The organism is Pseudomonas paralactis, assembly GCF_001439735.1.
Lineage (GTDB): Bacteria > Pseudomonadota > Gammaproteobacteria > Pseudomonadales > Pseudomonadaceae > Aquipseudomonas > Aquipseudomonas paralactis.
Map to the genome: position 1 here is coordinate 72790 of NZ_JYLN01000010.1, position 26072 is coordinate 98861.

21 protein-coding genes and 1 pseudogene are annotated in these 26072 nt (G+C 57.5%); 9 read left to right on the plus strand and 13 right to left on the minus strand.

Annotation, left to right across the window (positions count from 1 at the left end; translation table 11 throughout):
* Window positions 1–40: 40 nt before the first annotated feature.
* Complete coding sequence (locus TX23_RS22310; protein ID WP_057704051.1) at window positions 41–889, minus strand: EAL domain-containing protein; 849 nt, start codon at window positions 887–889, stop codon at window positions 41–43.
* A 207-nt stretch (window positions 890–1096) separates the two neighbouring features.
* Here TX23_RS22310 and TX23_RS22315 point away from each other — a divergent pair, with 207 nt between their 5' ends.
* Window positions 1097–4363, plus strand: a complete 3267-nt coding sequence (locus TX23_RS22315; RefSeq protein WP_057704052.1) for a hybrid sensor histidine kinase/response regulator — start codon at window positions 1097–1099, stop codon at window positions 4361–4363.
* 16 nt (window positions 4364–4379) lie between these two features.
* On the opposite strand, the gene TX23_RS28855 is transcribed toward TX23_RS22315, so the two are convergent.
* Window positions 4380–4778 (minus strand): fimbrial protein, encoded by a 399-nt coding sequence (locus tag TX23_RS28855; protein WP_407071391.1) that lies wholly within the window; start codon window positions 4776–4778, stop codon window positions 4380–4382.
* Between the two features lie 1072 nt (window positions 4779–5850).
* Between TX23_RS28855 and TX23_RS27525 the strand changes: the two genes are divergently transcribed.
* On the plus strand, window positions 5851–6723 hold the full coding sequence (locus tag TX23_RS27525) for a fimbrial protein (protein WP_081007117.1): 873 nt from the start codon (window positions 5851–5853) through the stop codon (window positions 6721–6723).
* 127 nt (window positions 6724–6850) lie between these two features.
* On the opposite strand, the gene TX23_RS22320 is transcribed toward TX23_RS27525, so the two are convergent.
* The 6 genes from TX23_RS22320 to TX23_RS22345 all read right to left on the minus strand — a co-directional run bounded on the left by TX23_RS22320 (window position 6851) and on the right by TX23_RS22345 (window position 17140).
* Window positions 6851–8284 carry an efflux transporter outer membrane subunit gene (locus TX23_RS22320; protein WP_057704053.1) on the minus strand — a complete coding sequence of 478 codons (1434 nt, stop codon included), beginning with the start codon at window positions 8282–8284 and terminating at the stop codon, window positions 6851–6853.
* 10 nt (window positions 8285–8294) lie between these two features.
* Window positions 8295–11396, minus strand: coding sequence for a MexW/MexI family multidrug efflux RND transporter permease subunit (locus tag TX23_RS22325; protein WP_057704054.1), 3102 nt, complete (start codon window positions 11394–11396; stop codon window positions 8295–8297).
* Between the two features lie 19 nt (window positions 11397–11415).
* Window positions 11416–12531: an efflux RND transporter periplasmic adaptor subunit gene (locus tag TX23_RS22330; protein ID WP_057704055.1), complete on the minus strand. Its 1116-nt coding sequence runs from the start codon at window positions 12529–12531 to the stop codon at window positions 11416–11418.
* Window positions 12532–12593: 62 nt separating this feature from the next.
* Window positions 12594–13811 carry an MFS transporter gene (locus tag TX23_RS22335; protein ID WP_057704056.1) on the minus strand — a complete coding sequence of 406 codons (1218 nt, stop codon included), beginning with the start codon at window positions 13809–13811 and terminating at the stop codon, window positions 12594–12596.
* A 214-nt stretch (window positions 13812–14025) separates the two neighbouring features.
* The gene (locus TX23_RS22340) at window positions 14026–15318 is read right to left on the minus strand and encodes a filamentous hemagglutinin N-terminal domain-containing protein (RefSeq protein WP_057704057.1); all 1293 of its coding nucleotides are present in this window, start codon (window positions 15316–15318) and stop codon (window positions 14026–14028) included.
* A gap of 112 nt (window positions 15319–15430) precedes the next feature.
* Entirely contained in the window at window positions 15431–17140 is a 1710-nt protein-coding gene (locus TX23_RS22345; protein WP_057704058.1) for a ShlB/FhaC/HecB family hemolysin secretion/activation protein, read from the minus strand.
* Between the two features lie 115 nt (window positions 17141–17255).
* Here TX23_RS22345 and TX23_RS28255 point away from each other — a divergent pair.
* A pseudogene (locus TX23_RS28255) lies at window positions 17256–17676 on the plus strand (P1 family peptidase); the annotation flags it as partial.
* A 162-nt stretch (window positions 17677–17838) separates the two neighbouring features.
* On the opposite strand, the gene TX23_RS28050 reads toward TX23_RS28255, so the two are convergent.
* A complete protein-coding gene (locus TX23_RS28050) occupies window positions 17839–18048 on the minus strand; it encodes a hypothetical protein (protein WP_157243936.1) in 210 nt (69 codons plus the stop codon).
* Window positions 18049–18577: 529 nt separating this feature from the next.
* On the opposite strand from TX23_RS28050, the gene TX23_RS28520 reads away from it, so the two are divergent.
* From TX23_RS28520 to TX23_RS22365, 4 genes are all read left to right on the plus strand, one after another.
* Complete coding sequence (locus tag TX23_RS28520) at window positions 18578–18892, plus strand: response regulator (RefSeq protein ID WP_244885980.1); 315 nt, start codon at window positions 18578–18580, stop codon at window positions 18890–18892.
* 50 nt (window positions 18893–18942) lie between these two features.
* On the plus strand, window positions 18943–19083 hold the full coding sequence (locus TX23_RS28525; protein WP_244885981.1) for a LuxR C-terminal-related transcriptional regulator: 141 nt from the start codon (window positions 18943–18945) through the stop codon (window positions 19081–19083).
* 49 nt (window positions 19084–19132) lie between these two features.
* Window positions 19133–20128 (plus strand): fimbrial protein, encoded by a 996-nt coding sequence (locus TX23_RS28530; protein ID WP_057704060.1) that lies wholly within the window; start codon window positions 19133–19135, stop codon window positions 20126–20128.
* 321 nt (window positions 20129–20449) lie between these two features.
* Window positions 20450–21559, plus strand: a complete 1110-nt coding sequence (locus TX23_RS22365) for a DmpA family aminopeptidase (RefSeq protein WP_057704061.1) — start codon at window positions 20450–20452, stop codon at window positions 21557–21559.
* Here TX23_RS22365 and TX23_RS22370 read toward each other — a convergent pair.
* A complete protein-coding gene (locus TX23_RS22370) occupies window positions 21550–22350 on the minus strand; it encodes a helix-turn-helix domain-containing protein (RefSeq protein ID WP_057704062.1) in 801 nt (266 codons plus the stop codon). The genes TX23_RS22365 and TX23_RS22370 overlap by 10 nt on opposite strands.
* A 103-nt stretch (window positions 22351–22453) precedes the next feature.
* Here TX23_RS22370 and TX23_RS22375 point away from each other — a divergent pair, with 103 nt between their 5' ends.
* Window positions 22454–23269, plus strand: a complete 816-nt coding sequence (locus TX23_RS22375; protein ID WP_057704063.1) for a carbon-nitrogen hydrolase family protein — start codon at window positions 22454–22456, stop codon at window positions 23267–23269.
* Between the two features lie 63 nt (window positions 23270–23332).
* Window positions 23333–24433 carry a polyamine ABC transporter substrate-binding protein gene (locus TX23_RS22380; RefSeq protein WP_057704064.1) on the plus strand — a complete coding sequence of 367 codons (1101 nt, stop codon included), beginning with the start codon at window positions 23333–23335 and terminating at the stop codon, window positions 24431–24433.
* A gap of 56 nt (window positions 24434–24489) precedes the next feature.
* Here TX23_RS22380 and yecR read toward each other — a convergent pair whose 3' ends face one another.
* The 3 genes from yecR to TX23_RS22395 all read right to left on the minus strand — a co-directional run bounded on the left by yecR (window position 24490) and on the right by TX23_RS22395 (window position 25937).
* A complete protein-coding gene (yecR, locus tag TX23_RS22385; RefSeq protein ID WP_057704065.1) occupies window positions 24490–24792 on the minus strand; it encodes a YecR family lipoprotein in 303 nt (100 codons plus the stop codon).
* A 77-nt stretch (window positions 24793–24869) separates the two neighbouring features.
* Window positions 24870–25286 carry a hypothetical protein gene (locus TX23_RS22390; protein WP_057704066.1) on the minus strand — a complete coding sequence of 139 codons (417 nt, stop codon included), beginning with the start codon at window positions 25284–25286 and terminating at the stop codon, window positions 24870–24872.
* Between the two features lie 42 nt (window positions 25287–25328).
* Window positions 25329–25937: a hypothetical protein gene (locus tag TX23_RS22395; RefSeq protein ID WP_057704067.1), complete on the minus strand. Its 609-nt coding sequence runs from the start codon at window positions 25935–25937 to the stop codon at window positions 25329–25331.
* Window positions 25938–26072 lie beyond the last annotated feature (135 nt).

Here is a 26072-nt window from a genome sequence, read left to right on the forward strand (position 1 = left end):
GGCGGATGGGGTGGGAAGTTAGAGCGATGTGAATGGGCGTTCAGACTGACGTCAGCACCACCTGTGAGCCCGCTATGTATTCAAGGATGTAAGGCAGCAGCGCGGTATCCGCCATCGGCGGCGCAACGGCGTATCCCTGCACAATGGACACGCCCAGGGTTTTGAGCCGCTTGAGCTGGGCCGGGGTCTCGACACCCTCGATCACCAGTGACACACCCAGGCTGGCTGCCAGGCTTACAGTGTGGGCGACAATGGCGGTGCAGGCCGAGTGCGTGTCGAGTTTGTGTACGAAACCGGCGTCGAGTTTGAGCTCGGTGAAAGGCACATCACACAAGCGCTCCAGTGACGAGAAACCGGTGCCAAAGTCATCCATGGACAAACCGCAGCCCAGCAGCTTGAGTTGCAAGAGGTTGTTCATGGCGACACTGCACGGATTGAGCGTGCCGGTTTCTGTGATCTCGAAGATGATGCTTCGGGCAGGGCACTCATGTGCACGCAGCAGCACTTTAATCGCCTGGCTCAGTATGGGGTTGCTGAGTTGAGACGGTTGAAGGTTGAATGACATCGTCAATGGCAGGTTCAGACTGGCCAGTTTCTGGCGCAGGATCAGCCCTTGCTCGAAGAGGCGCAGGAACAGCTCATCTATCAGGTCATGGCGTTCCAGGGCCTGTAGAAAATAACCGGGCGTCAACAGGCCGTTGTGAGGGTGCCGCCAGCGGGCGAGAACTTCCAAGCCGCTAATCGTACCCGTTTTCAACGAAAGCTGAGGTTGGTAAAAACCCACAAACGCGTGATCCGCCAACCCTTGGCGCAGCTCCTGGGCGTCGGGCTCTTGAACCTTGGGGGCGGCTGGAATCTGACTTAGGCTGAGTGTGGCTGAGGTTTTCATGTAATGCCCTGCAAGGGATGACCATGAGTCAATTTTGCGGGATATGCGTAACCATAAACGTCAGCTCTTTCGAGCGTGTGCGTAGGACTAATCTTATCAACTAATGAAAAGCCTATAGACTCACCCGAGCGGACGGTTGTCCGGTAACCGCACATGAACTTTCAAAGGCTCAAAGCACCCTCATGAACGCTGCAAACGGCACCGCGTATGCGCTATAGGCAATCGAGCGTCGGCAAGCTTGAAAAAGTCTCGCTGCGCCTGAGTTTTGGTCTGCTGATGTCCTTGTTGTTGCTGGTGTTTTTCGCAGTGACCGGCTATTGGGTGACCTACAAGATCATTCGCGGCGAAGTGCTCAAAGTCGATTATCACTTCATGCGTTTCGTGGGCCGAGCCTACGATCATGAGATTTTTCTGCTGCGGGCGATCAAGGCCAGCAGCCAGTTGGAATACAAGCCGGTATTCAACCCTGAAGCTTATGTGGTCAACCAAACGACTCAGGGCAACATGCGCATTTATGAAGGCCAGGCGTCACAGGTCGCCACAACGTTTTCGGCGGCATTGCCCATCAAGGCCGCCGACGCGCATGACGGTGTCTTGAGCCAACAGCTGCAATTGGGGGGTGCGCTGGCAAATGTGTATGGCGACTTCTGGAGCGGTTCAACCTTCGCGTCGCCGCAAATGTTCGTGTTTGATCTGTCGAGCGATTTCGACATCGCGATTCCTGCGATCAGCCCCCAGCCTCATCCAGGCCAGCGCAATTTTTCCCAGGTCTTGAACGAGGTCAAGCAATCTGCGCGTCAGCTGCCGCCCTTGAGCAGTGACTTGCTGGTGCGCTGGCGGCCCAGTCATTTCTTTTTGGGTGGTGAGGACATTCAACAAATACTGGGCTACGTCTCTGGTCGCATCGAAGAAGACCAGTGGGAACGAAAGGGCCCCCCCAGGGAACTGGTTGCCGCTACCTTGCTGTATTGGGACGAGTTTGACGCGCCCGGGGTAAGGATAGAAAAGCAGTTTTTTGATCTGCCGCTGTACAGCGATGTCGACATCGTCGCGCCGGACGGCACGCGTGTAGTGGGCGGCAAGTCGCCACAGATTTACCAGTATGAAAGCGGCTTCCATTTCACTACCTCAGGGCTGCTGATCAAGCGCAGCACCGGGGACATGGGCGCCTGGCAGGCCCTGTATCGTATCCCCTATAAACAACTGATCCTGGATGCGCGTTGGCAGTTGCTTGGGCTGGTCGGCTTGCTGGGTTTATGCGTCATCAGTGGTTGGTCGGTTATCCGATGGTATCGACGGCGCATTTTGGTGCCGGCGAGTAATGACTTTCGGGAGTTATTGGTCAACCATGACTTCAACCTGTCTTTGTTGCAAACGGTGCCGCTGGCGTTGTGTGTGGTCAAGGGGCCGCAGATCGAACTGGTGACGCAGAACAGTTTGTATACGCAATGGTTGGGCGAGCCGACCGAGTTTGCACCAATGATGGCGCTATGGCCGCTGTTTGAGCAAAATAAACCCCTTACCGGTGAAGGCTGCCTGCTGGTCGATCAGCGGGTCTTGCATGTGCGCTATACACCCACCGAGTATCTTGGCGACAGCGTGTTGCTGTGTACCTTCACTGATATTTCTTCCCACCGCGAAGCATCTGCATCGTTGCTACTCGCTCGCCAGGCGGCGGATGCGGCTAATGAACAGAAAAGCAACTTCGTCGCCACCCTGAGCCACGAGCTACGCACGCCGTTGTACGGTGTGCTGGGCACGCTTGAGCTGTTGGGCATGACCTCTCTGGATGAACGCCAACGTGGCTACCTGCGCACCATTGATAGTTCGTCCGCGGTATTGATGCACTTGATCAGCGATGTGTTGGACCTGTCCAAGATCGAAGCGGGCCAGTTGGTTCTGGAGTCCGTCGCGTTCCAGCCACTGGAAATGCTCGAAGAAACTGTGCGCGGGTTCTCGGCGATGGCTGCGAATAAAGGGCTGGCGCTTTACTGCTGTGTTGACCCTCGCGTGCCGAACCTGGTGCAGGGCGACCGCCTGCGTATTCAGCAGATCGTCGGCAACCTGCTCAATAATGCGATCAAGTTCACCCAGAGCGGGCATGTCGCAGTCTTCCTGTCGCCTATCGGAGTCTGCGCAGGCGAGGTGAGCCTGCAATGGCGCGTGGCCGATAGCGGCCCAGGGATGTGCGAAGTGGTGCAGGCGCAACTGTTCGAGCGTTTTTACCAGGCCGACAGTAAACATCACACCGTCGCCGGCACCGGGCTTGGGCTGCCTATCTGCGCCCACCTCAGCCAGATGATGGGAGGTGCGTTGACCGTGGACAGTGCGCCGGGTGAGGGCAGTACATTCATATTTGAGTTGAGCCTTGAAACGCTAGAGGCCCCCCGATCTTTATTGCCCCAGTTATCAGGCAAGTGCATCGATGTTCGTACGCCCTATGCAACCTTGACCGATAACCTGTGCGCCTGGCTGGAGTGGCACGGTGCACGCACTACCGTGATGGGCGATGACGCGGGCGGGGCGCCTGATGCCGTGTTGACGGTCATGCCGCAAGAGGTTGAGGTGGCAAGCTCAGGCGCGATTAATGTCTTCGCCCAGCATGATTTCAGTAGTACGCCCCAGTTTATCGGCCAGGACGTGGTGGTGAACCAGAACAGCGTCGGGTCCATTTGCCGTGCGTTGGTGATGGCGATCACTGGCGAATCGGAGGCACCGTTACCGCAACCACCGGTGACGCATCTGCAACTGGAGCTGAATGTGCTGGTGGCCGAAGACAACCCGGTCAACCAGGTGCTGATGAAAGAGCAACTGGAACGTATCGGCTGTACGGTGGATGTCGTGCCCGATGGCGTCCAGGCGTTGCGGCAGTTGGAACTGAAGGCTTACGACGTATTGCTGACGGATGTGAACATGCCGCTCATGGACGGCTATGAACTTGCCGATACGCTGCGCCAGCGCGATGTGGATATGCCGATTATCGGCGTCACCGCCAATGCGCTGCGCGAGGAGGGCGAGCATTGCATCCGCGTGGGCATGAACAACTGGTTATCCAAACCGATGAATATCCAGGGACTTTATCTGTGTTTGCGCAGTGTGCTTGATCCTACGGTATACCGAGTCTGCGAGATCGCGGCACAGGCAAGCGATGCGGACGGGATAAACGTGCCTGAACGCATGCTCGAACTGTTCATTGAAACTATCACGCGAGATTTAAGTGAGCTTAAAGCGCTGGATCCTGATCAGGGCAGTCATCAGGCTGTCCAGTTATTGCATCGGATTCGAGGTGCATTGGCTGTCGGCAAAGCTAAAACACTGATTCTGGTGTGCCGTGAGTTGGAGGCATTAGTTGCGCGGAATGGGTTGGCCCGCACCCATGAAGATGTCGAGGTGTTCGTCGGGCGGGTCGAAGTAGCAATTCTGGTTTATAAGCGTGCCACTGCCATAACGAATAAAATGGAGGATCAGTCATGACGATCGTCTACCTGGCTCAGTGATAGCAGAGTGTGAAATTGGCCCGGTCGATGGCTGTCCCAGTAGTGACTTTTGGCTTGGTTTGTATATAGCTGGCACGAAGTGAAATTCTAAATACAGACGCCCCAGTTTGTATGTCGCCAGCTTTCCACTGGTTGATAGTTTCTATCGCGGTGGAGTCGGGGCCATACTTGACTATACCTCCATCTTTGCTTATCTGAATGTCGGGCCCTGATGCACTTGATTCATGGGGCAATGATAATATGTCAGAAATATTATTGAGGTTTGAGGTATCTGTGAGCGTGACGTACGAGGCAATACTGATTCCTGGATCCTCTCCTGAGCAAGACAGATTAATGGAAAACACTACTGGGCTGGAGCGTCCGCCTACTCCATTGAAAGCAGTTGTAGAGATTTACCTAGAGGTACCGTTGATACGGGGCAGATAGCGAGCACTTCCGTGCAGCTGCTACTGAACTGGTACCAACAACAGATACTGCCCATTTTTTGTCGCAAGGACAGTAGTACACGACTTCGACATTTGATGTGATCGATAACGCCCCTTGCTTGATTGGGCCCGTTTTTATAAGTTTCACCCAAATGGTTTGAGTATCTGTAAATCCCTTAATATCACGGGCGGGTTCGATAATATTTCCTCCTCTTATTGGCTCGGTATAACCAGATGGAATTGATGGGCCCTTCCATGTACCACGCCACTTAATGCCAATGCCAGGAATATTGGTTTAATAAACGTCTTGTCCGTAAGAGGATAGAACGCTGCTGTTCATCGTTGCATAAATCTCAGAACGGCTCCAGCTGGGTTGGTTCAATGTGGCAGAAGTGGTGACGGGCATCGATTTCCATAGGGTTTGCCCTGTCGGGATATTGCCTGACACAATGAGTGTTTTGGGTAGTTTAATGATAGACGTTGAGGGGGTATAAAATCCGTCTGCTAAAACTACATTGGATAGCAAAATTAATAATAAAAAACATATTTTTTAATTATGAGTCAATCCCGACAAGAGTTCGGTTAGTATCCTACGGTTTAAAGCCTAGCTTTGTCGGAGGATTCGGTTCTAGGTGTAGGGTTTTTCGAAATGCCTTGTAGGATGAGTAATGGGGTTTGCAGGTGCGTACGCTCCGTTCGCTAGTATTTTGGTTGACAGTATTAATGACATTAAAAATAGAATGACACGCGTCATACGGCTCGGTGTAGGATAAATAGCCATAGAAAAATGGCTTTGTCTCCGGGGGGGGGGGCGACTTCTACTGGTTGAATAGGTGGTTGAGTATGTTAGGGTTATGGCTGTTTTTAAAGTTCCAAAATAGGGGTTAGTGTTTTGAGAAATTTGAGTTTTCAGTCGTGCCATCAACAAGATAAAGTTTTGCAAAAGCGAATCGCCTACGCAACGCTTGTGGTGTTAGCCGCAGTTTGCAGTGCGGAATGCAGTGCTGTGACATGCGAGGGAACGGGGGACTCTACACATATGGCTATTATTAACCCTGCGCCAATTCCTAGTATCATGCCAAAAAACAATTTTGTTTGGAGGTCGGTGAGCCCGACAACCATCAGCCTGGAATGTTGGGCAGACAACCGCAACGAGGCTGAGTATATATACATTTATTTGAATCCCAAGGCGGTCGATCTGGGGGCGGAGATTGGCTTGGGCATCGAGTTTATGGGGCAATCTTACACGTATCCAGAAACCAAGAAAATCCAAACACCCATAATGGTGCCTGGGTGCATAAGTAGTTCGGGATGTCGTCAAGGTAATCCTACGGTCCTGAGTTATTCGGTATTTCTATATAAAAAAACGCCATCAGCAGCGCTGAAAACAGGAAACCTATCCACGACAAATAATATGGTTGCATTTCAATTTGACGGTGCTGGTGGCGTGGGCGCCCCTAAGACAGTGGCGCCAACACTGAGTGGAATTGGCGGGCTAAAATACGAGCCTTGTGAGTCAAGGCTATCAATCAGTCCTAAGGATATTGACTTCGGAAAAGCGTATCTTAATAACTCAAAGCAGGGAGAAGTAGTTAAAAGCGTTGCATTCACTATTACTGAAAATCGCGCGTGCAGCTCTGCTTATGGTGTGGATTTGTCGATAAATGCTATTTCGGGCATCGTGCAGGATTTGAATGTGTTGGTGCCAATTAACAATAAGTCGGTTGGGATAGGTATTTTTGACGTTTCGGCGAATAAGCTAATAAATTATGGTCAGCGGTTTGTCTTTTCACCAAAAGAAACTGCTTTGTCAAGCTCTAAGGCTTATGAGGCTCGGTTGAAATGGATCTCGCCTGCAGCAGCGCTCGGGAAGTTTACTGCTGGTATAGTGGTTAATATTATCTATAATTAGCTTTACGGCATTGCATGTTAAAAGTCTGTAGGTGACCCATTCTGAATGCTTGTTTATCGGTTTTTTCCCTAACGCAAATAATTACCGGATGAGTGCTGCCAACCAGGATGGATGGCAGCAGATTCTCTCAGTTCGATACGCTTGATTGAGGTGCACGCCAGCCGCCACCCAGCGCTTTATAAAGCTGTACCACGTTGAGATACGATGCGGTCTCTGCCTGAGTCAGCGCATCCTGTGCATTCAATTGCGTACGCTGAGCATCCAGCTCTACCAGATAAGCCGCGCTACCTGCTTCATAACGCGCATGTGCCAGTCGAGCTGCACGCTCACTTTGCGCAGCTGCCTCAGCCAGGCTACGAACCCGTTGCTGCGACAAGCTATAGGTCGTCAGCGCACCCTCGGTTTCCTCAATCGCATTCAACACCACTTGCTCATAACGCGCTCGGGCACCCACCTCTCGCGCCTGCGCCTCTCGCTGCCGGGCCTTAACACTGGCCAGATGCAGCGCCGGCCAACTGACTGAGGGCATCACGCTGAACGCGCGGCTGCCGCTGTTGCCCAAATCCCCACCGCGCAAGGCCACAAAGCCGAGAAAGCCACCCAGGTCGATCCTTGGGTAAAGCTCGGCTGTCACGGCACCAATGTCCGCATTCGAGGCCGCCAAAGCGCGTTCGGCGCTGGCGACATCGGGACGCTGTCGCAGCAAGTCGCTGACCTGGCCAATCGGCAAGCGCGTGACCAATGCCGGCAGCGCTTTCAGGTCGGTCAGCGCTTGCAGCTCATTGGGACGCGAGCCCGTGAGTACGGCGAGCCGATAACGGCTGAGCGCTTGACGGGTTTCCAGATTCGGCAATGTGGCTTGCACCCGTGCGCGCTCGGCCAGGGCGCTGGCCAACTCGTCGGCGGTGCCGCGCCCGGCATCCACGCGGCCCTGGACCAGCGCCACGGTTTTTTCCTGATTACTCAGGTTGGCCTGTGCCACCGCTAACTGCCGTTGCGCGCCGCGCAGTTCGAAGTAGTGACGCGCCACGTCGGCGGTCACTACGATGCGGGTTTGCGCCAGGTCTGCCGCGACGGCCTCGGCGCGTGCCGAAGACGCCTGCGACAGGCGCTGCAGCCTGCCGAACAGGTCCAGCTCCCACTGCGCATCCAGGCCGGCCTGATAGGTCTTGGCCAGGTTGCGCTCACCGCTTGGGCCGGGGTTGGCCTGGGACAGGCTACGGGAATAAGCCCCGCTGGCGGTCACCGTTGGCAGTTGGTCCAACTGACGCTGATCCAGCACCGCGCGAGCCTCCAGCAACCGGGCTTGTGCAATGCGCAGGTCATGGTTACGCGCCAGCGCTTGATCGATCAGCGCATCCAGTTGTGGGTCCTGGAATTGTCGCCACCAATCCTGTTGCACGCGGGTGCTGCTATACAGCGCGGTATCGGGGCTTTGAGTCAGCTCTACTGCGGGCTCGTTACTGGCCCGGTAGTCCGGGCCGACGGTACAGCCCGTCATCCAGGCCGAGCAGACCAGCAGCGCGAGCGGGCGAATCACGAAGGTATTAAAGGGGTGCATATGTGTCTCCTTACACCGTATGGGCCGTGGCGGCGTCGGCTGCATCGGCAGCGGCCAGCGCACGGGCGCGGGGTGTGGTGGCCGCCATACGATGGTCGACGGCAATGAACGAATACATGGTCGGCAAAACCAACAAAGTGAACAGCGTACCCACCAACATGCCCACCACGATCACCAGACCAAGGTCATAACGGCTGTGGGCACCGGCACCGGAGGCGAACAGCAGGGGAATCAAGCCCGCCACCATCGCCGCTGTGGTCATCAGGATCGGCCGCAGGCGCATCTTGGCGGAGTGCAGAATCGCCTCACGCCGGTCCAGGCCCTGCTTGACCTGCATCTCATTGGCGAACTCCACCATCAGGATGCCGTGCTTGCTGATCAGGCCGATCAGGGTCACCAGGCCGATCTGCGTGTAGATATTGATGGTCGCCATGCCCAGGGCCAGTGGAATCAATGCACCGCAAATCGACATCGGCACACTGATCAGAATGATCAACGGGTCACGCAGGCTTTCATACTGCGCAGCGAGTACCAGGTAGATCACGATGATTGCGAACAGGAACGCCATGACCAGCGCGCCGCTTTCCTGATGGTATTGGCGAGCATCCGAAAGCCAGTCGTAAGTGAAGCCAGGCGGCAGCAGTTTGGCTCGCGCCTCGAGGAACTTCACCGCGTCGCCCATGGCCACGCCCGGGTTGGGAATCGCCTGGAAGATCGCCGAGTTGAGCTGGTCGAACTGGGTCAATTGATTGGGCTCGACCCCGGTGGAGACGCTGACCAGGTTGGACAGCGGTACTTGCCCACCCGTGGCGCTGGTCACATAAAAGCGCGACAGTGCTTCTGGCGTCAGCCGTTCACCACGCAGGCTCTGCGGGATCACATCATAGGAGCGACCGTCCATGGCAAAGCGGTTGACGTAGTTTTCGCCCACCAGCACCGCCAGGGTGTCGCCCAGATCCTTCATGGTCACGCCCAGGCTATTGGCCTTGGTGCGATCGACTTTGATCTTGATCACCGAGTTGTTGTAGTCCAGGTCGCTGTCGACCACCATGAACAAGCCGCTTTCACGTGCAGCGTGCTTGAGTGCTTCCATCGCCTCATAGACCACGCTGTAGTCACCGGCGCTCTTGATCACCATCTGTACCGGCAGGCCACCGGTCGAGCCCGGCAGTGAAGGCAACTGGAAGGCAAAGACGTTGCTGCCCTCGATGGTGTTGGCGCGACTTTGCATATCGCCCTGGATCTGGTCGGCGTTGCGCTCGCGTTTTTCCCAATCGACGAAGTTGACCCCGCCGATGCTGTTGGATACGCCGTTGCTGCCGTTGATCAGCCACAGGTTGCTCTGCTCCGGCAAGGTCACCATGACGTCGTTCCATTGCTTGCCGAACTTCTCGACGTAATCAATGTTGGCGTTCTGTGGTGACTTGATTGCGGTCAGCACGGTGGACTGGTCTTCGGTGGGCGCAAGTTCGGTTTGGGCACGGCTGTACAGCCACGGCACGCTGATCAACACAATGACCGCAATCGTGAACGTGACCCAACGGTGATGCAGCGACAGATCCAGCACGCGTCCGTAAGCGCTGCCGAGGCGATGGAAGAAGCTCTCGGCCTTGCGCGCCATCCAGCCTTCGTTCATCTGGCTGTTGAGCAGCAGTGAGCTCATCACCGGCGACAGCGTCAGCGCGATGATGCCGGAGACCACCACCGAGCCGGCCAAGGTGAAGGCGAACTCCTTGAACAGCGAGCCAGTCAGCCCGCCCATGAGGCCGATGGGGGCATACACCGCCGCCAGCGTCAGGGTCATCGCAATCACCGGCGCAGCCACCTCACGCGCGCCCAGCAGGGCTGCATAAGTGGGAGACTTGCCTTCTTCGATATGGCGGTGCACGTTCTCCACCACAATGATCGCGTCATCCACCACCAGGCCGATGGCCAATACCATCGCCAGCAAGGTCAGCAAGTTAATGCTGAACCCGAACATCGACATGAACGCGGCTGCACCCAACATCGACAGGGGAATGGTGACCACCGGAATGATCACTGCCCGCGCCGAGCCGAGGCTTAAGAAAATCACCAGCACCACGATGGCGATGGCTTCGCCCAGCGTGCCGAGTACTTCATCAATCGATGCGCTGATAAAACGTGCCAGCTCAAACGGCACAGCGACTTTCACGTCCGGCGGCAGGTTGGCGCGGATGCCCGGCAGCAGTTCGTTGAGTTTCTTGACGATCACCAGAGGGTTGGCATTGGGTGCGGCATTCAAACCGAAAAACACCGCTTGCACGCCGTCCATGGTGGCGCTGGTGTCGGTCGACGCCGCGCCCAGTTCCACCGTGGCGATATCGTTCAGGTGTACCACACCGGCTGCACTGGACTTGACCACCAACTGGCGAAACTCGGCGACATCCACCAGGTCGGTGTTGATCTGGATATCTGATACCACATACAAACCTTTGGCCTGGCCGGGCGCAGCCTGCACGTTGTTATTCAACAGGGCCTGGGCCACATCGCTGCCGGAAACGCCATGGGCGGCCATGCGATTGGCATCCAGCCAGATACGCATGGCCATTTTCTGCCCGCCGTTGAGGTCAATACTGCCGACCCCTTCGATGGAAGACAGTTGCGGTTGCACCACGCGCTGCAAGTAGTCCGAGAGTGCAGCAGTGGACAGCGTTGGGCTGGAAAAACCCACATAGGCCACGGCTGTGGCTTCACCGGAGGATTTCACAATCACCGGGTCGTAAGCCTGCTCCGGCAAGCGGTATTTGACCTCGTTGACCTTGGCCATCACCTGGGTCATGGCCTTGTTGGAGTCGGCGTTGAGCTTCATGCGCACAGTGATCACGCTTTTGCCCTGGGTCGACGTCGAACTCATGTAGTCGACGTCTTCCACCGTAGCGACAGATTGCGCGATGGCCTGGGTGACGAAACCCTGCATCAGTTGCGGCGAAGCACCGGGGTACTGGGTGGTGATCGTCAGCGTGGAGCTTTCCGTCAGGGGGTACTGACGAATCGGCAGGTTGTTTATGGCCAGCAGCCCCATCAATAAAATCAGGGTGCTGACCACCAGCGCCAATACCGGGCGCCGCACGAACAAGTCGGTGAATTTCATTTTTCAGATCCTTGGTGTATCAGCGGCTCGAGGCCTGGTCGAGCCCTACGGTGTCCTTGAGCGCGATGCGTACCAGGGCGCCGCTGCTCAAGCGCAACTGACCGGAGGTGACCACGCGATCACCGGCCTTCACGCCGTCAAGCAGCACGACCCGGCCTTCGGAGCGTTCGCCGGTCTTCACGTAGACCTGGCGTACCGTGTTGGTCAGCTGCGTATCGGCGCCCTCGACCACGTAGACAAAGTCACCGTAGGCGCTGTAGCTCACAGCCGTTTCGGGCACGCTGATGACATCTTTTTTGGCTGGCAGATGGACTTCGCCATTGGCGTACATGCCGGGTGACAGCAGGTTGTCCGGATTCGCTAGTGTGGCCTGGACCAGCACCGTACGGGTGCCCGGGTCGATACGTGGTTCGAGGGTACTGACGTGGCCCTTGAACAAGCGCTGCGGGTACGCATCTACGCTGACGCTCATCTCCTGGCCCGTTTTGAGCTGTGCGAGGGCACGTTCGGGCAGGGTGATATTGGCGTACAGCGTCTGTGCGTCGGTCAGCGACACCATGGCATCGCCGGCCTGCACGAACTGACCCAGGTTGACCTTGCGCACACCCAGCACGCCGGTGAAGGGCGCCTTGATGCGTTTTTGATCGATCAGCGCCTTGATCCGCACGATATCGGCCTGCGCCTGGGAGTAGGCGGACTGCACTTGATCCAGTTCCTCTTGCGTCGCCGCCTGCTGAGGCAGCAAACGCTGGGTTCGCAGTAACTGGGCCTTGGCGTTGGCGGCCTGGGCCTGAAGCCTGGCCAGTTCGCCTTGTTCCGGCGCATCGTTGAGCTGCACCAGGGTTTGCCCGGCTTTCACCCGCTCGCCGGGTTGGAATGCAATGGAACGTACCAGGCCGCCGCTTTCGGCGGTGACCATGACTTGGCGGGTGGCTTCCAGTTCGCCGATGCCCGCCAGAGTGTTGGGCATATCGGCTTGCGTGGCGGTGGCGACGGCCACCTGGATGGCCGGCGCAGCCGTTCCGGCCGACGTTTGGGTAGGTTGGGCAGAGGTGGACTGCCGGTACAGGCCGACGGCGCCGCCAATGGCGAGCACCGCAGCAATCGTGACGCACACTTTAAGTTTTTTATTCATGATTCCGGTACTGACGTAAGGCAAAAAATTAAGAACCCTGAGGATTCAACGGTGACGAGCGCTCAACCGGTTGGTTGATGCGCATGAGGGAGTCGGACCCGTGCAGCGAGAATCGCCAGCACGGCACCGAGCCCCAGAAAAAAGACCAAGGCGGCGAGCACGCTCGGGGCAAGCCCCATCGAATCCACCAGTAGCCCAAGCGGAATAGGCACAGCGTTGAACAGGTAGATGGTCATATAGAAATACGCCACTAACTTGGCGTGGCAGTTGGCGGGAGCCAGCTGATTGATCAGACGCGCACTGCCGACAAAAATGGCCCCGTAGGCATAGCCGCCGATTACCAGGGCCAGCGCCGCGAGCGTCAGTGAATGGACCGAGAAGGCCGTCAGCAGGAGCAGGAAGGCCGCACACTGGGCGAGCAGCCCGGAACGCAATGCACGCGCTGCATCCAGGCGTTTGCAATACAGCTGGCTGGCCCCGGCGATCAACAGGTACACCGCCATGCTGTAGCCAAACATCCCGCGGTCACTCAAGCCCAGTTGCTGTTCGGCTGCGCCAGGGCCAATCACGAAAACGCAGGCCGTGAACGACCAACTGAAAAACACCGACCATGCGCACAAGTGGAAGGGCCGACCAATACCGCGCAGCCCTTCACTTAACGACGCTTGTGCAGTGTGAGCGGCGGTGTGGGGCTGGAGGGCGCGGCGCGGCCAGAGCGCCAGTACGCCGAGGGCGGCGATGGTGACCAGAGCCATGATCGACCAGAAGGGCAGGCTGGCCGGGTACAGGTTCAGTTGCAGTGCCATGCCACTGAGTACCGGGCCGAAAGCCAACCCCAGGATCATTGCCAAGGTGGCCAGCGTCGCCGCCAGCTTGCCGTTGTCGAGCGGACCGAACCGCACCAGCGTCACGTTCACCGCGGTGGTCATGATCCCTGCGCCAAGCCCCGAGATGGCGCGGGCCGCACACAGGGCCCACAACGAATCGCATTCGGCGCACAACCAGGCGCCGATCAGCACCAGTGCAATGGCTGGGAGCAGCAAAAAACGCTGGTCTTTGACATGGCCGGCGATGCGCGCCAGAGTCGTCAAAGCCAGCAAAACCCCGACGCCGTAGGCGCCGAATATAAAGGTCAGGTCCACAGCGTTGATCTGCAGATGTTCTTGGTAAAACGGGTACAGCGGCGTGGGTGCGCTGCTGTTCATGAGCGCTGCGGTCAGTGACAGCGCGAGAAAAAACAACAAGCCTTTTGAGCTGTGTTTAGTGATATCGACGGACATGTGTCTCCCAGCCCAGCGCTCAGGGCTTTTGCCGAGTGAATGTTTGCAAGCGGGATGTGAATGCGGTTTAGAGGGCTTTGCCCATTGGCAAATGATACGGACCGGTGCGATTGGCACCATGCCCGAAACCCCAGGCTTCATTCGTCATCGTCCAGGCAGCAACGCTTGAGATGTGACCGGGCGGGTGTGGACCACCGCGCCCGGCTGGAGCGGTTTACCAGTAGCGTGGTTGCGGGAGGATGCGGGTCGGTTGTTTCAGGGTTGTCGCAGTGTTAAAGGCGAACGACGGATAGGAACTCCAGTTGAACGCTGGGTAGCTCACCACCGGCTTGCTCCATACAGGCGGCGCGACGACATAGGAGGGGCGCGACGCGACCGGTCGATTGATCACCACACCCGTACCATTTTGAGCGCCTGTGGCGGCGGCTCCGCCCGTCACAATAGTGCCAGGCTTGAGATTGTTAACCGACCCAGCCGTGCCGCCGAAGTGAATCGGTCCCTGGATGTTGATGTTGCCGACCAAACTCAACGGGCCACCATTACGCAGCACGCCCTGATTGTTCAGATCGCCAGCGATCGACAGCGCCTGCTTGGCGTCCAACACGCCCGTTGAAGCGATCTGTACCTTGCCATCGGCGGTGACCTTCAAGTCGCCGGTCAGGGCCTTGACGTTGCCTTGAACGTTCACGCCTACGCCAGTCGACTTGCCGACCAGGCGAATCGAGTCGGCGTGCATGCTCCCCAGCTGGGCCACATCGATGGCGATGTCGGCTTTGCCATCCGCACCCAGGTGCTTGAGCACAGTGGTTGGGTCCATCGCGTCGACTTCGCCTTTCAAGGCCACGGCGTTGAGCTTTTTGGCTTGCAACTGCGCATTGATCTGCAGGGTACGTGCGACCAGGTCGACCTCGTTGGCACCGGACGCGTCAAGGCCAGCACCTTCCACGCGGATCTGGCCGTGGTCGGTTTGCAATCGAGCCACCTGGCCGTTGGCGTCCAGTACCGCCGTGCCCGCTACCAACGACACGCGATTGGCGTTGATAAAGCCAGCGCCGCTGGCGGTGATGCCATTGGGGTTGGCGATGATCACGCGGGCGCTCGGCCCTGCGACTTCAATCAAGCCATTGAGACTTGAGGCGGTTTTACCGGTGACTTCATTGAGAATGACGCCGGCAGAGGTTCCGTTGAGCAGGCTGTTACCGGCAATGGCGCCGCCCAGGGTGGTTTGGGCACCTGCGGTGCTGTTGTTGAGGATCAGCCCGGCAGGGCCGACATTGAACTCGGTGAAGCGGTTGTGGGAAACACCGGCGGCATTCGGCGCGGCAATGTTGACCACCGGGGTGTCGTTGATCTGCGACAGTGCTGCATTGCGCGCAGCGCTCGGGTCCAACGTCAGGGCGGGTTGCGCTTGCGCGTTATTTTGCAGCAGCGGCAGGCTGCCCATTAGGGCGAGGGCCAGCAGCGTGCGCTTGGACGGGCGCCGAGTGGGTTGAATCATTGGGTTCATACAGACCTCAAGGGTTGAAGGTTTAAAGAGGCGTCCCGCAGCAGTGACTGCGGGCGCCGGGTGAGTGCACTGGGTGGCACTCGGATTCCCATCCCTGGGAAAAAGCGTTCGCCTAGAAACGGCTGCTCAGAGAGAAATCGACGGTGGGCGTGGCGGTGCTCATCTCGTCGGTGCTCTTGATCGGCATGCCCAGGGCCAGGTCGTAACCAAAGCGGCTGACATTACCGCGCAAGCCGACAGCTGCGCCGATCAATGGCTGTCGACCTTGCCGCTGGCCGCCCACCGGCGACACCGCACCGGCATCGAGCGCCGCATACGCCTGGCTGCCACTGAAGGCGGTGATGGACAGCTCATTGCGCAGGGTCCAGCCGGTGGGGCCGGCGAGGGTGGTGTTACCGTCAAAGCCGCGCACGCTGTAGCGGCCGCCGATCTGCATGTATTCGGTCGACGGCACTGGCACCGGCGCATATTGGTAGACCAGCGCGTTGCGATAGCCCAAACGCATTGCGCCCAGGTCAAACGGAATCTCAAACGCCGCCTTGGCAGTGAACAGGTGATAGCGACCGTTCCAGTCCTGTTGCTCATAGAGCGCGCCGGGCGTTTTGCTGAGTCCGGGCAGTGAGCCGCGCACACCAGCCTGCACCGTTGACTTGCCAAAGCGCAGGTTGGCTCGGTGGGTCAGGCCAAGTTCATAGCTGGTGATCTGCCGGTGCAATTGCTGCAGTTCGGTCGAGGCTACCCAGGCGCGATCCTCACGATTGACCAGGCGAGCGTTGAGCACACTTTTGCTGCGATTGGAGCGACTCACCACGTAGTCCAGCCCGGCATCTATACGTCGGGTGCGGGAGCTGAATGTAATGCTTCGTCCGCCGGGGTCTTTGAATAAGGCTTGCTTGCTGGTCCACTCGCTGGCACCGAACGACAGCAGGGCATAGCCTGCGGGTACGTTCCAGGCCAGGCTTTTAGCCGAAGACCCACGGGTGTGGTTATTGAAGTCGGTGTCGGTGCTGTAGGTCAGCAGCAGTTGGTCGTAAAGCCCGGTCGGAGAATCGACGGCGACAATCCCACCGAGCTGGTGACGGCCCGTGGCGTCGATACCACTGTTATCGGCAGTCAGCAAGCCAAACACCCGGCGCGCCTGCGGTGCTTGCTGGATGATCACATCGCTTTCACCCAGGTCAGCGCCTGGAATCAGATTCAACGCCGTTGTCGCCTGGCCTGGCAGGCGGCGCACATTTTCCAGTGCCTGATCCAGGTCCCGCACGTTCAACAGTTCGCCTTTTGCTGCGGGAAAGGCCATGCCTGGCCAGCCAAGCGATGCCGGTGGCTGATCAATCTTGCCCATGCGCCCAGGGATAAGTTGGACGATCAAGTGCCCGCTACTCAGGTCTTGAGCCGGTATCAGCACCTGGGTGGTGATGTATCCGCTCGCCATCAGTTGCGCCGCTACCCAGCGACGATAAATCGTCAACCCTTCACCGCCCACACATTGCCCCAGGATCGCCGGCGCGCGCTCCAGCCAGTCGAAATCATCTGCACCTTTCCACTCCACCGTGCGGATAACGAAACAGGGTGATTCTTCCGGCAGCTTCAGCGCATTGGCGAAGGGCAGGGGCGTTGCGGTCAGTGCATCCGGGGTTCCAAGTGCCTGGGATTGCAAGCTTTTCAGTTGGAGGTCTTGCAGGCGTTGAGTGCTGGTGACGGTATCGATCGAGCTGGCCGCTCGCGCGACCTGAATCGCCGTAAACAGCCATAGTGTCGTTACATACAGGGTGGTCGTTATACAGGCGTGGAAGCCGAGCGTGCCGGGCGTTGATTTCATCCGCCTATGCTAAGAAGGTCGAGCGCAAGAAAAAATAAGATGAAGCCCGGCGACCCAAGGACGTTACTGACGATGGGGAGGTCGCTGTCGTATGGGTGCTGCGATAAATCGTACGTCCATCATCGAGCCGCGCCCGGTCGCGGCCCATTTGGCGCCGTGTTTCGTTGGCGTTCACGTACTCAACGGCAACGGTGACGCCACCGGTCTGGAGTGGATTCGCGAAGCAGGTTTGCTGACCACCCCAATCGCCTACACCAACACCCATAGCGTTGGTGTGGTGCGTGATGCACTAGTGGGATTGTTACATCGTCTCGCGTGCTGAGCGCCGAAGAGGGCGGCCGGACGGTGGGCGCATTGGTGCAGGCCAGCTACGGAGTGCGCAGCGCCTTACGCGTTACCCGGTGGACAGCGTATTGCAAGACACGTCTTCGCCTTATGACGGGTCGGTTAATGTCGGCGTACCTGGCATGGGTTCTATCGTGATCACCATCGCCACCGATGCGCCCTTGCTGCCCCATCAATGCACACGCCTGGCACACGGCCATGAGCAGAGCGACCGCACTGAGCGGCCAGGTCAGGGGGCCGGTAAAACGCCCGCCAGATGGGCTCCCAGCAGTCACAGCAGTGCGCCGCCCCAGGCCATGGCCGCGTACAGTTCATAGGCGCGACGCCAGGGCATTTCATAGGGACGCAACATGTCATGAGCCCGCTTGCGCTGCGGTCATCGGCGTCAGTCCCGCGATAAACCGTGGGTCGAGGATCACACCAGTGGTGGTATGGCCATCGACTTCGCGCATATGAGTGGGCGTTTGGTGCTGCGTCGAGCGAATCAGCATCGACACCTCACTCAGAGCGCGGATAGCGGTGGCGGCCTTTATGCCCTGGCTTTTGAGTACGTGCAATGGCACAAACAGGCCTTCGGCGACGGGGGCAGGCCTGAGCAGTGTAGAAGGTGTTGATCACAGCATGCTGCACGGCCGGGTTAAGGCGCAGTGGGGCATGTAGCGTCAACGGTGCTGGGCTTTCAGCCTGTTTACAGCATGAGCTGCTGATGTCTGGAGGTCTGCGGGTAGTATCTGGATTTATTATGAGTAGGATTAATCCTACGCCGATTATGGTTATATCTGGTGCGCTACTAAGATTCCTGCGGTGGTAGCAGTCGCTGATCCGGGTAGACTTTTCGAACTCTTTGACCGATGGTTTTTTATTGTCTTTTTACACAGTGCAAGAGAATGCAATATTCCACCGTGCAGCATGTTTGGTGGCAGGGTATCAAGTTTATTTTGTTATCGGCATCTCTTTGAAAGGTAAAGTAATGGGTAGCATAGTCGTTGTCGACGATCATCCATTGATGCGCATGGCAGTAAGGGTAATGCTCAAGGGGAAGGGCACAGCATCCTGGCTGAAGCCGATAGCGGTGTTAACGCGCTGGAGGTCATTCGTAAATTACTGCCTGAACTTGTCGTACTGGATTTAAGTATTCCCGAAATGGGCGGTTTGTCGGTCATCTCTAATCTGAAATTGATTGTTGTTTCCAGCAAGGTGCTGATTCTGACCTCTGGTGACTCACGTAATTTTGCAATTCTGGCGTTGCAAGCAGATGCCGACGGGTTTGTATGCAAGGACGATAATCTCGATGAACTGATTGGAGCCGTAAAGCGGTACTATCGGGTTATAACTATTTTCCGGCCAATACGATTCATATACTGCGCGATAACTCAGAGGCTGCCACCCATGAAAGTATACAGCTGAGCCTGTTGTCAGACCGCGAGATCACGGCCCTTAAACTATTGGCCTGTGGTTTGGGTAATCAGGATGTCGCCGGGCAATTGATGGTTAGCCACAAGGCCGTCAGTACTTATAAAGTCCGCTTGCAGCGCAAGTTGAATGTGGCCAATCTCATTGATCTGGTTGAGCTGGCCAAACGAAATGGTCTTGTGTGAATTTTTTGTGTTCGCTTGAGGGCTGCAGAATTTAATAAGGAGCTTCCTCTTGAAAATTCTACAACTGTGTATCGGTCTGGCTTTAATTATGTTTGGCTGGCAAGTCAAGGCGGATACGAGCTGCACTTACACTAGCTTGAGTTTAAAGTTACCCGTCAGCTTCGCTCATGATTCAGGCCAGCCGGGGATGATCTCGTCGAGCTGGCACGAAGCAAGTACTCCAACGCTTATGACTTGCACTTTGACGAGCTCCGGGCCGTACTCCGTTACGACTAGCAGTGCTCTGACGGTGAACGGTGTGTTTTCCTTTGAAAATACAACCTATGCGCTACTCAATACGTCAGTCCCGGGTATTTCATTGATTATGGCGGTGGCGGATACCAATGGGCAGTGGCTGCCTTATCAGGGCATTGAGTTGACTCAGTATAAGGGCAATGCCCCTGTATACAGCACATATGGAATTAAAGTCAGGGTCCGCTTGGTAGCGACAAAAAGGTTGGACTCGGGTTCGTATAATGTCTCTGCCGAGACGCTGCTGAGTACCGGCATTACTAAGGATGCAGTGTACACAGGGTCGGCATTTACATCGCTAACTGGAACAGTTGTCACTGCAAAAAGTCCAACGTGCAAGTTGTTTCTGTCCGCCACGACGATTGCACTTCCTAAAATAAAACTCGCTGATATTCCTGTGGTTGGCGCGATTGCCGGCACAACACCGGTGGTGGTTGCTGCCGTGTGCGACGGTGGTGCTTCTGCTTACAATGTAAAATATGCTCTCGTTGATATGAGTGACTGGTCGGCAACCGACAAGTATGTAGCGCTCCGCCCTGCATCGGGTGGCGGCAATATCGGTTCAGTTGCTCTACAGATTGCCGAGGGTTCGACGGTTATGAATATGGGTACTTTCTATTCCCTGGGGCTGGTTCAATCCCAGGGTGGCTATTTTTCAAAGACCCTGGACGTAAGCTATGTACGCCGCTCCATGGTAGCCCTTAACCCTGGAAAGTTTGTAGGCGAAGTAGTGATTCTTCTATCTTATGATTGATGTTGAGTAGATGTGCAATCTTGGCGTTGTGCTCGAATCTTTTGATTTCTCGTGCGTGGTATTTCTGCAAGTTTCAGTCATGTATATGGGGCTGTTGAGTTGTAAGTGGTGGTGCGTCAGATAAGTCGTCAGCCGCACTCCTTGGCAAATGATACGGACCGGTGCGATTGGCACCATGCCCGAAACCCCGGGCTTCATTTGCCATCGTTCAAAGCGGGGCCGACCTAACTCATCGGGGGTAACAACTGTGGGTTATCGTCAACGGCTGGCAGACTACCTAGACTTGAGCCAATTCTTCACGGGCTTATTGAGAGTAAAAACATGCGCTTACGAGACCTGGGCATCACCATTGGCACGGTCACACCTGGCGCGTTCAACGCCATCACCGATGTGCCCGGCGTTCGCGTCGGCCACCACACGCTCAATGCCGAAGGCGCAGATGGTTCGATGCATACCGGCGTGACCATCATCGAGCCGCGCCCTGTCGCGGCCCATCTGGCGCCGTGTTTCGCTGGCGTTCACGTACTCAACGGCAACGGTGACGCCACCGGTCTGGAGTGGATTCGCGAAGCAGGTTTGCTGACCACGCCCATTGCCTACACCAACACCCATAGCGTTGGCGTGGTGCGTGATGCACTGGTGGCCGCCGAGCGTGAAATGGGCAAGCAGCACACCTACTGGTGCATGCCGGTGGTGCTGGAAACCTACGACGGCATTTTGAGTGATATCTGGGACCAGCACGTCACGGCCGAGCATGTGCATGCGGCATTGGCGGATGCACGCAGCGGCCCGGTGCAGGAAGGCTGCGTGGGCGGCGGTAACGGCATGATCTGCCATGAATTCAAAGGTGGGATTGGTACGTCGTCTCGCGTGCTGAGCGCAGAAGAGGGCGGCTGGACCGTGGGCGCACTAGTGCAGGCCAACTACGGCGTACGCAGCGCCTTGCGCGTGGCGGGTTACCCGGTGGGCAGCGTATTGCAAGATACCCCTTCGCCTTATGACGGGCCGGTGAATGTCGGTGTGCCTGGCATGGGTTCCATCGTCATCACCATCGCCACCGACGCGCCCTTGCTGCCCCATCAATGCACGCGCCTGGCACAGCGCGCGAGCATCGGCTTGGCGCGGGTCGGTGGCGGCACCGAGGACGACAGCGGCGACATCTTCATCGCGTTTTCGGTGGGCAATAGCGGCTTGCCGGTTGCCAATCTCGGGCAATCCGGCCCGCCGACCACGGCCTTGCAGATGGTCAATAACGACTATATCTCTGGATTATTCGTTGCCGCAGCGGATGCCGTAGAGGAAGCAATTCTCAATGCTTTGCTGGCGGCGAACGACCTTCAGGGCCGCGGCCGGCAAGCGCTGGCGCTCAAGCCTGAACAACTGCTGGCGGCGATGGCGAAAGTGGGTTGGACGGCCCCGGTTCACTCCTGAGCCTGAAGAAACAACAGGAACAGCTCGGACTGGGATTTGATCCCCAGCTTGTTGTACATGTGCTTGCGATGCACCTTGACCGTTTCGGCAGAGATCGCCAGCTTGCGGGCGATCTCTTTGTTCGAGCAGCCACTGAGCATCAGTTGCGCCACCTCGGCCTCACGGGTCGACAACGCCGAACTGATCTGCAACGTCGGTGACAGCAGACGCTCTTGCCAGTCCGTTGACGGCTCTGCTGCCGGCGCGCTGTTCGAAGCCTGTTCAAACACGCAGCGCTGACGCATCAGGCCGGCCACCCATGGCTGGATCAATCGCAGCAGCGCCAGTTGCTCCTGGCTGAAGCGGCAACGGCTGCCCAACGACAGGCTCAGGGTGCGCTGGGGATCGAGTTGCACATTGAGGTGGATTTCATCGGCGACCACGTTCAGGCGAAAGTAGCGCTGGTAATAATCGGTCTGCTCAAAACACTCAGGGGCAACGTCGTCCAGTTGAAACAGCCCACTTCGCGGTGATTCGCGATTGGCCAGGTAAAAGGGATCGAGCAGGTAAAGCCCCTTGAGGTAGTCCTGGAACAGCGAGTCGGTGCCACCTTCCTCCGTAGGCGATTCAGCCAGTACCAGTGGCCTGCCAGGGTTGAAGATCAGCACCACCCAGCTGTCCACCGGCACATAGCGCCCGAGCAAACGCGTCATGGAGGCCCAGAAGTGCGGTTGGTCGAGGTTTTCGATCAGCCGCCCGACCGCGTCATGCCAGGCCACGTCCTGCAAGGTCAAATTGGTTTCACTACCCATTGCGGGGTACCCCATTGAAGTGATTTTTTCCCATTACGCCGCACCCCATACTCATTTGAAGGCCCGGGTAAATTCGGGTTTCCATTTTGCCCAAGGACCTGCCATGAACATCGAACTCTTGCAGTTAGCCGGCCGCGACGGTGATACCGCTTATAACCTGGGACGCACCTTGGAGGCCATCGCCAACTGCAACGCGGATACCGACCTGTTGGTATTCCCGGAAACCCATTTGATGGGCTTCGTCGGTGGCGAACAGTTGGCCAGCGTCGCCGAGCCCCTGAAAGGGCCGACACTGCAAGCCGTGCAACAGGCGGTGCGCCAACGCAATGTGTCGGTTGTGATTGGCTTGGTCGAACGGGATGCGGGCGTCTATTACAACACCTCGGTATTGATCACACCCGAGGGCATCGCTTTAGGGTATCGAAAAACCCATCTGTGGCCCTCCGAGCGTGCCGACATCACACCCGGCGATCGCTTCGTCACTACGCTGTGGAACGGCGTGCGTGTCGGCCTGCTGATCTGCTACGACATTGAGCTGCCGGAAACGGCGCGGGCGCTGGCGCAACTGGGTGCTGAATTGATCATCGTCACCAACGGTAACATGGACCCCTACGGTCCGGTGCATCGCACCGCGATCATGGCCAGGGCCCAGGAAAACCAGCTGTTCGGCGTGATGGTCAACCGCGCAGGGCAGGGCGATGACGGTTTGGTATTCGCCGGCGGCAGTGCGGTGGTCGACCCGTTTGGACGCGTGCTGTACGAAGCCGGGCGCGAAGAAACACGCCATGTGATCAGCCTGGACCTTGCGCAAATCAAGGCGGCTCGCAGGGATTATCACTACCTCAATGATCGTCGACTGCAACTGCAAGGAGAGGCTGTCGAGCACCCCGACGGCCGCCGTGAACTGCTGATTCGCTGACCGCGTTTGTACCCTCCATAACAATAATCAGCTGGCGCGCAGGTGCCGGCCCAGGAGTTCGTGATGATCGCTATTCGATGTATGCAATGGGGGCTGGCTGCCGTGATCAGCGGCGTAATGGCTTGCGCTCAGGCGGCGGAGCCGAAGGTCAATATCTATAACTGGTATGACTTCATCGCGCCCACTACGCTGAAGGATTTCCAGGCGCAGACCGGCATTCAATCGGCCTACGATGTGTTCGACAACAGCGAGGTCATGCAAAGCAAACTCATGGCCGGGCGCAGCGGCTATGACGTGGTAGTGGCTACCGGCGACCTGTTGCCCAACCTGATCAAGGCCGGCGTGCTCAAGGAGCTGGATCGCTCGCAACTGCCCAACCTGTCCCATCTGGACCCGGACATCCTCGCCAAGGTCAACCGCAACGATCCTGGTAATCGCTTTGCGGTGCCGTATTTGTGGGGCACCACCGGCATCGGCTACGACGTAGCCAAAGTCCAGGCGCTGCTGGGCAATGACGCACCGGTGGATTCCTGGGACCTGATTTTCAAGGAGGAGAATCTCGCCAAGCTGGGAGGGTGTGGCGTAGCCATGTTGGATGCACCCGCTGAAATCATCCCGATCGCCTTGCACTATCTGGGGCTGCCCTATAACAGCCAGAACCCGGACGACTATGTGAAGGCCCAGGCCCTGCTGTTGAAACTGCGCCCGCACATTCGCTACTTCGACTCCTCGCGCTTTATCACCGATTTGGCCAACGGCGATATCTGCGCCGTCGTCGGCTGGGCGGGGGGCGTGATGGACGCTCGCAAAGCGGCCGACGCAGCCGGTAATGGTCGCCGGATCCAGTACAGCATCCCCAAGGAAGGCGCGCCGATCTGGGTGGAAAACCTGGTGCTGCTCAACGATGCACCCAACCCACAACAAGGCTTGGCGTTCATCGACTACATGCTGCGCCCGCCGGTGATTGCCGCGTCGTCTAACTACCTCAGCTATGCCAATGCCAACAAGGATGCCACGGGGCTGGTGGATGCGAAGGTGCGCGATAATCCGGGGGTTTATCCTTCCAAGGCAGTGCTCGATACGCTGTTTGCGCTGGAGCCGCTGCCCTTGAAACTGGAGCGGTTGCGTACGCGGGTCTGGAGTAAGGTCAAGAGTGGGACTTGAGTGCGTGGTGGGCCGTGATAGGTCTGACTAATGGAAATTGACCCCCCGGGTCGCTGTCATTGCAGGCAGCGGTAATCCTGAGTGACTGTGGTTTCCAGGCAGTGGAACGGCCCCATGGTGCGACACTCGGATTTTTCTTTGCCCGCGGGTTCAGCGCGTTGGTAGTCCCAGAATTGGCAGCGCCCCGTGGCAATCGCCAACCCTTGGGATGCCCGGATTTGGCCGTACTCAAACGGCGTATGGACGTAGGAGAGTTGCACAAGCCCGTCGGACGGGTTGCCGCCGGTGGCCTCCCAATATTTCGGCGTTGCGCAGCCTGCAATGAGCGGTAGGGCGATGGCGACGATGACGGATTTCATTGTCGAGGACGATCCTTCAAGAGTAAACATGACGTTTGTAGGAGGTGTTTCCACTAGCCTGTCTCAGCGTCGGTTGCCTAAGGCGGCCCAAACTTGACCGACTGGCAGCCACTGGAGAGCAGCAATTCGCCTTCATCGGCTTCAAACCCGACAATCTTCCTGTCCTGATCGACGGTGATGGAAAGGATGCAGCGATTCGGGTTATTGACGGTTGCCCAATAGTTGGTGTGCACCATCACGTTGCCCTGCCTTTCCGCGCTTTGTGCCACCACCTCATTGCTGTTGTAAGACGTGTCGCGGTACCACTGCATCACCACATGCTGGTCGTCCGCGGTGCGATCCATTTTTTGGGGTGGACCAAAGAAATTGATGGCGTCCTGCGCCGGGCGGCCTTTCCATTGGCTGCGCGCGTACATTTCCGGGACGGTGTCAAAACTGACGCAGCCGGTCTGCAGCAGCACGAGGGCCAAGGCCAATGCGCCTGTGTATTTCATGTTGATCACTCATAGTTCAAGTGTGCCGATTGGCGCCGGAGGTCATTTTTTCTCAGGTGCGCCCAAGAGGAAGTTGAGGTCGCGCATCACGTCCTCGGTGCTGCTCTTCCTGGATTCAATGCGGATCGGCTGATTACCCGGCAACTGATTGAAGAGGCCTTGCTGCGTGATCGCTACCAGTTGTGCGTTGTCGATGGAGCCGACGCCCATCGGCATCATGGCGTTGGACTTGCGTTTGCCCGGTGCGCAGGCGAAGTCATAGCCACGCTCCAGCCAGCTCTTGGGCACTGGTACCCAGCGTTTAGGCGCCGGCAGCACCGTAGTGGCCCCGGCGCGCAGGTAGGCGGTGGCCGAGTTCACCCTGAGCTGTCGCTCCGGGCATTGCAGCTCCAGCGCGTAGCTCACGTAGTTGGGACTGTTGGGGCTTTCAAACACCTGCACGACTGTCAGCAGTGTGTTTTGCGGGTGTTGTTGTGTGGCTTTTACCGACTGTGCATCGGCGAAGAACAGGTCTCTGTTAGGCGTGTCGCCGGTGCCAAAGATCATCCACCAATCGGTGGCCACTGCGGGGGCTGCGCTTAGCGATAAGAGGGCGAAGGTCGAACCGGCGAGCAGGCGCTTTCGCAAACCGAGGGTGATGTTGTTGTACATGGTCAATCGACTCCTGTCGTGTACGCGGGACGCGGGGAGGGCCAAGGCTCAATCAAATGAGCGAGTGGGCACATCCTAGGCAGTGTCATCCGTGGGCTTCAATAACGTGGGAGCAATCAGGACGCGTCCTGCGAG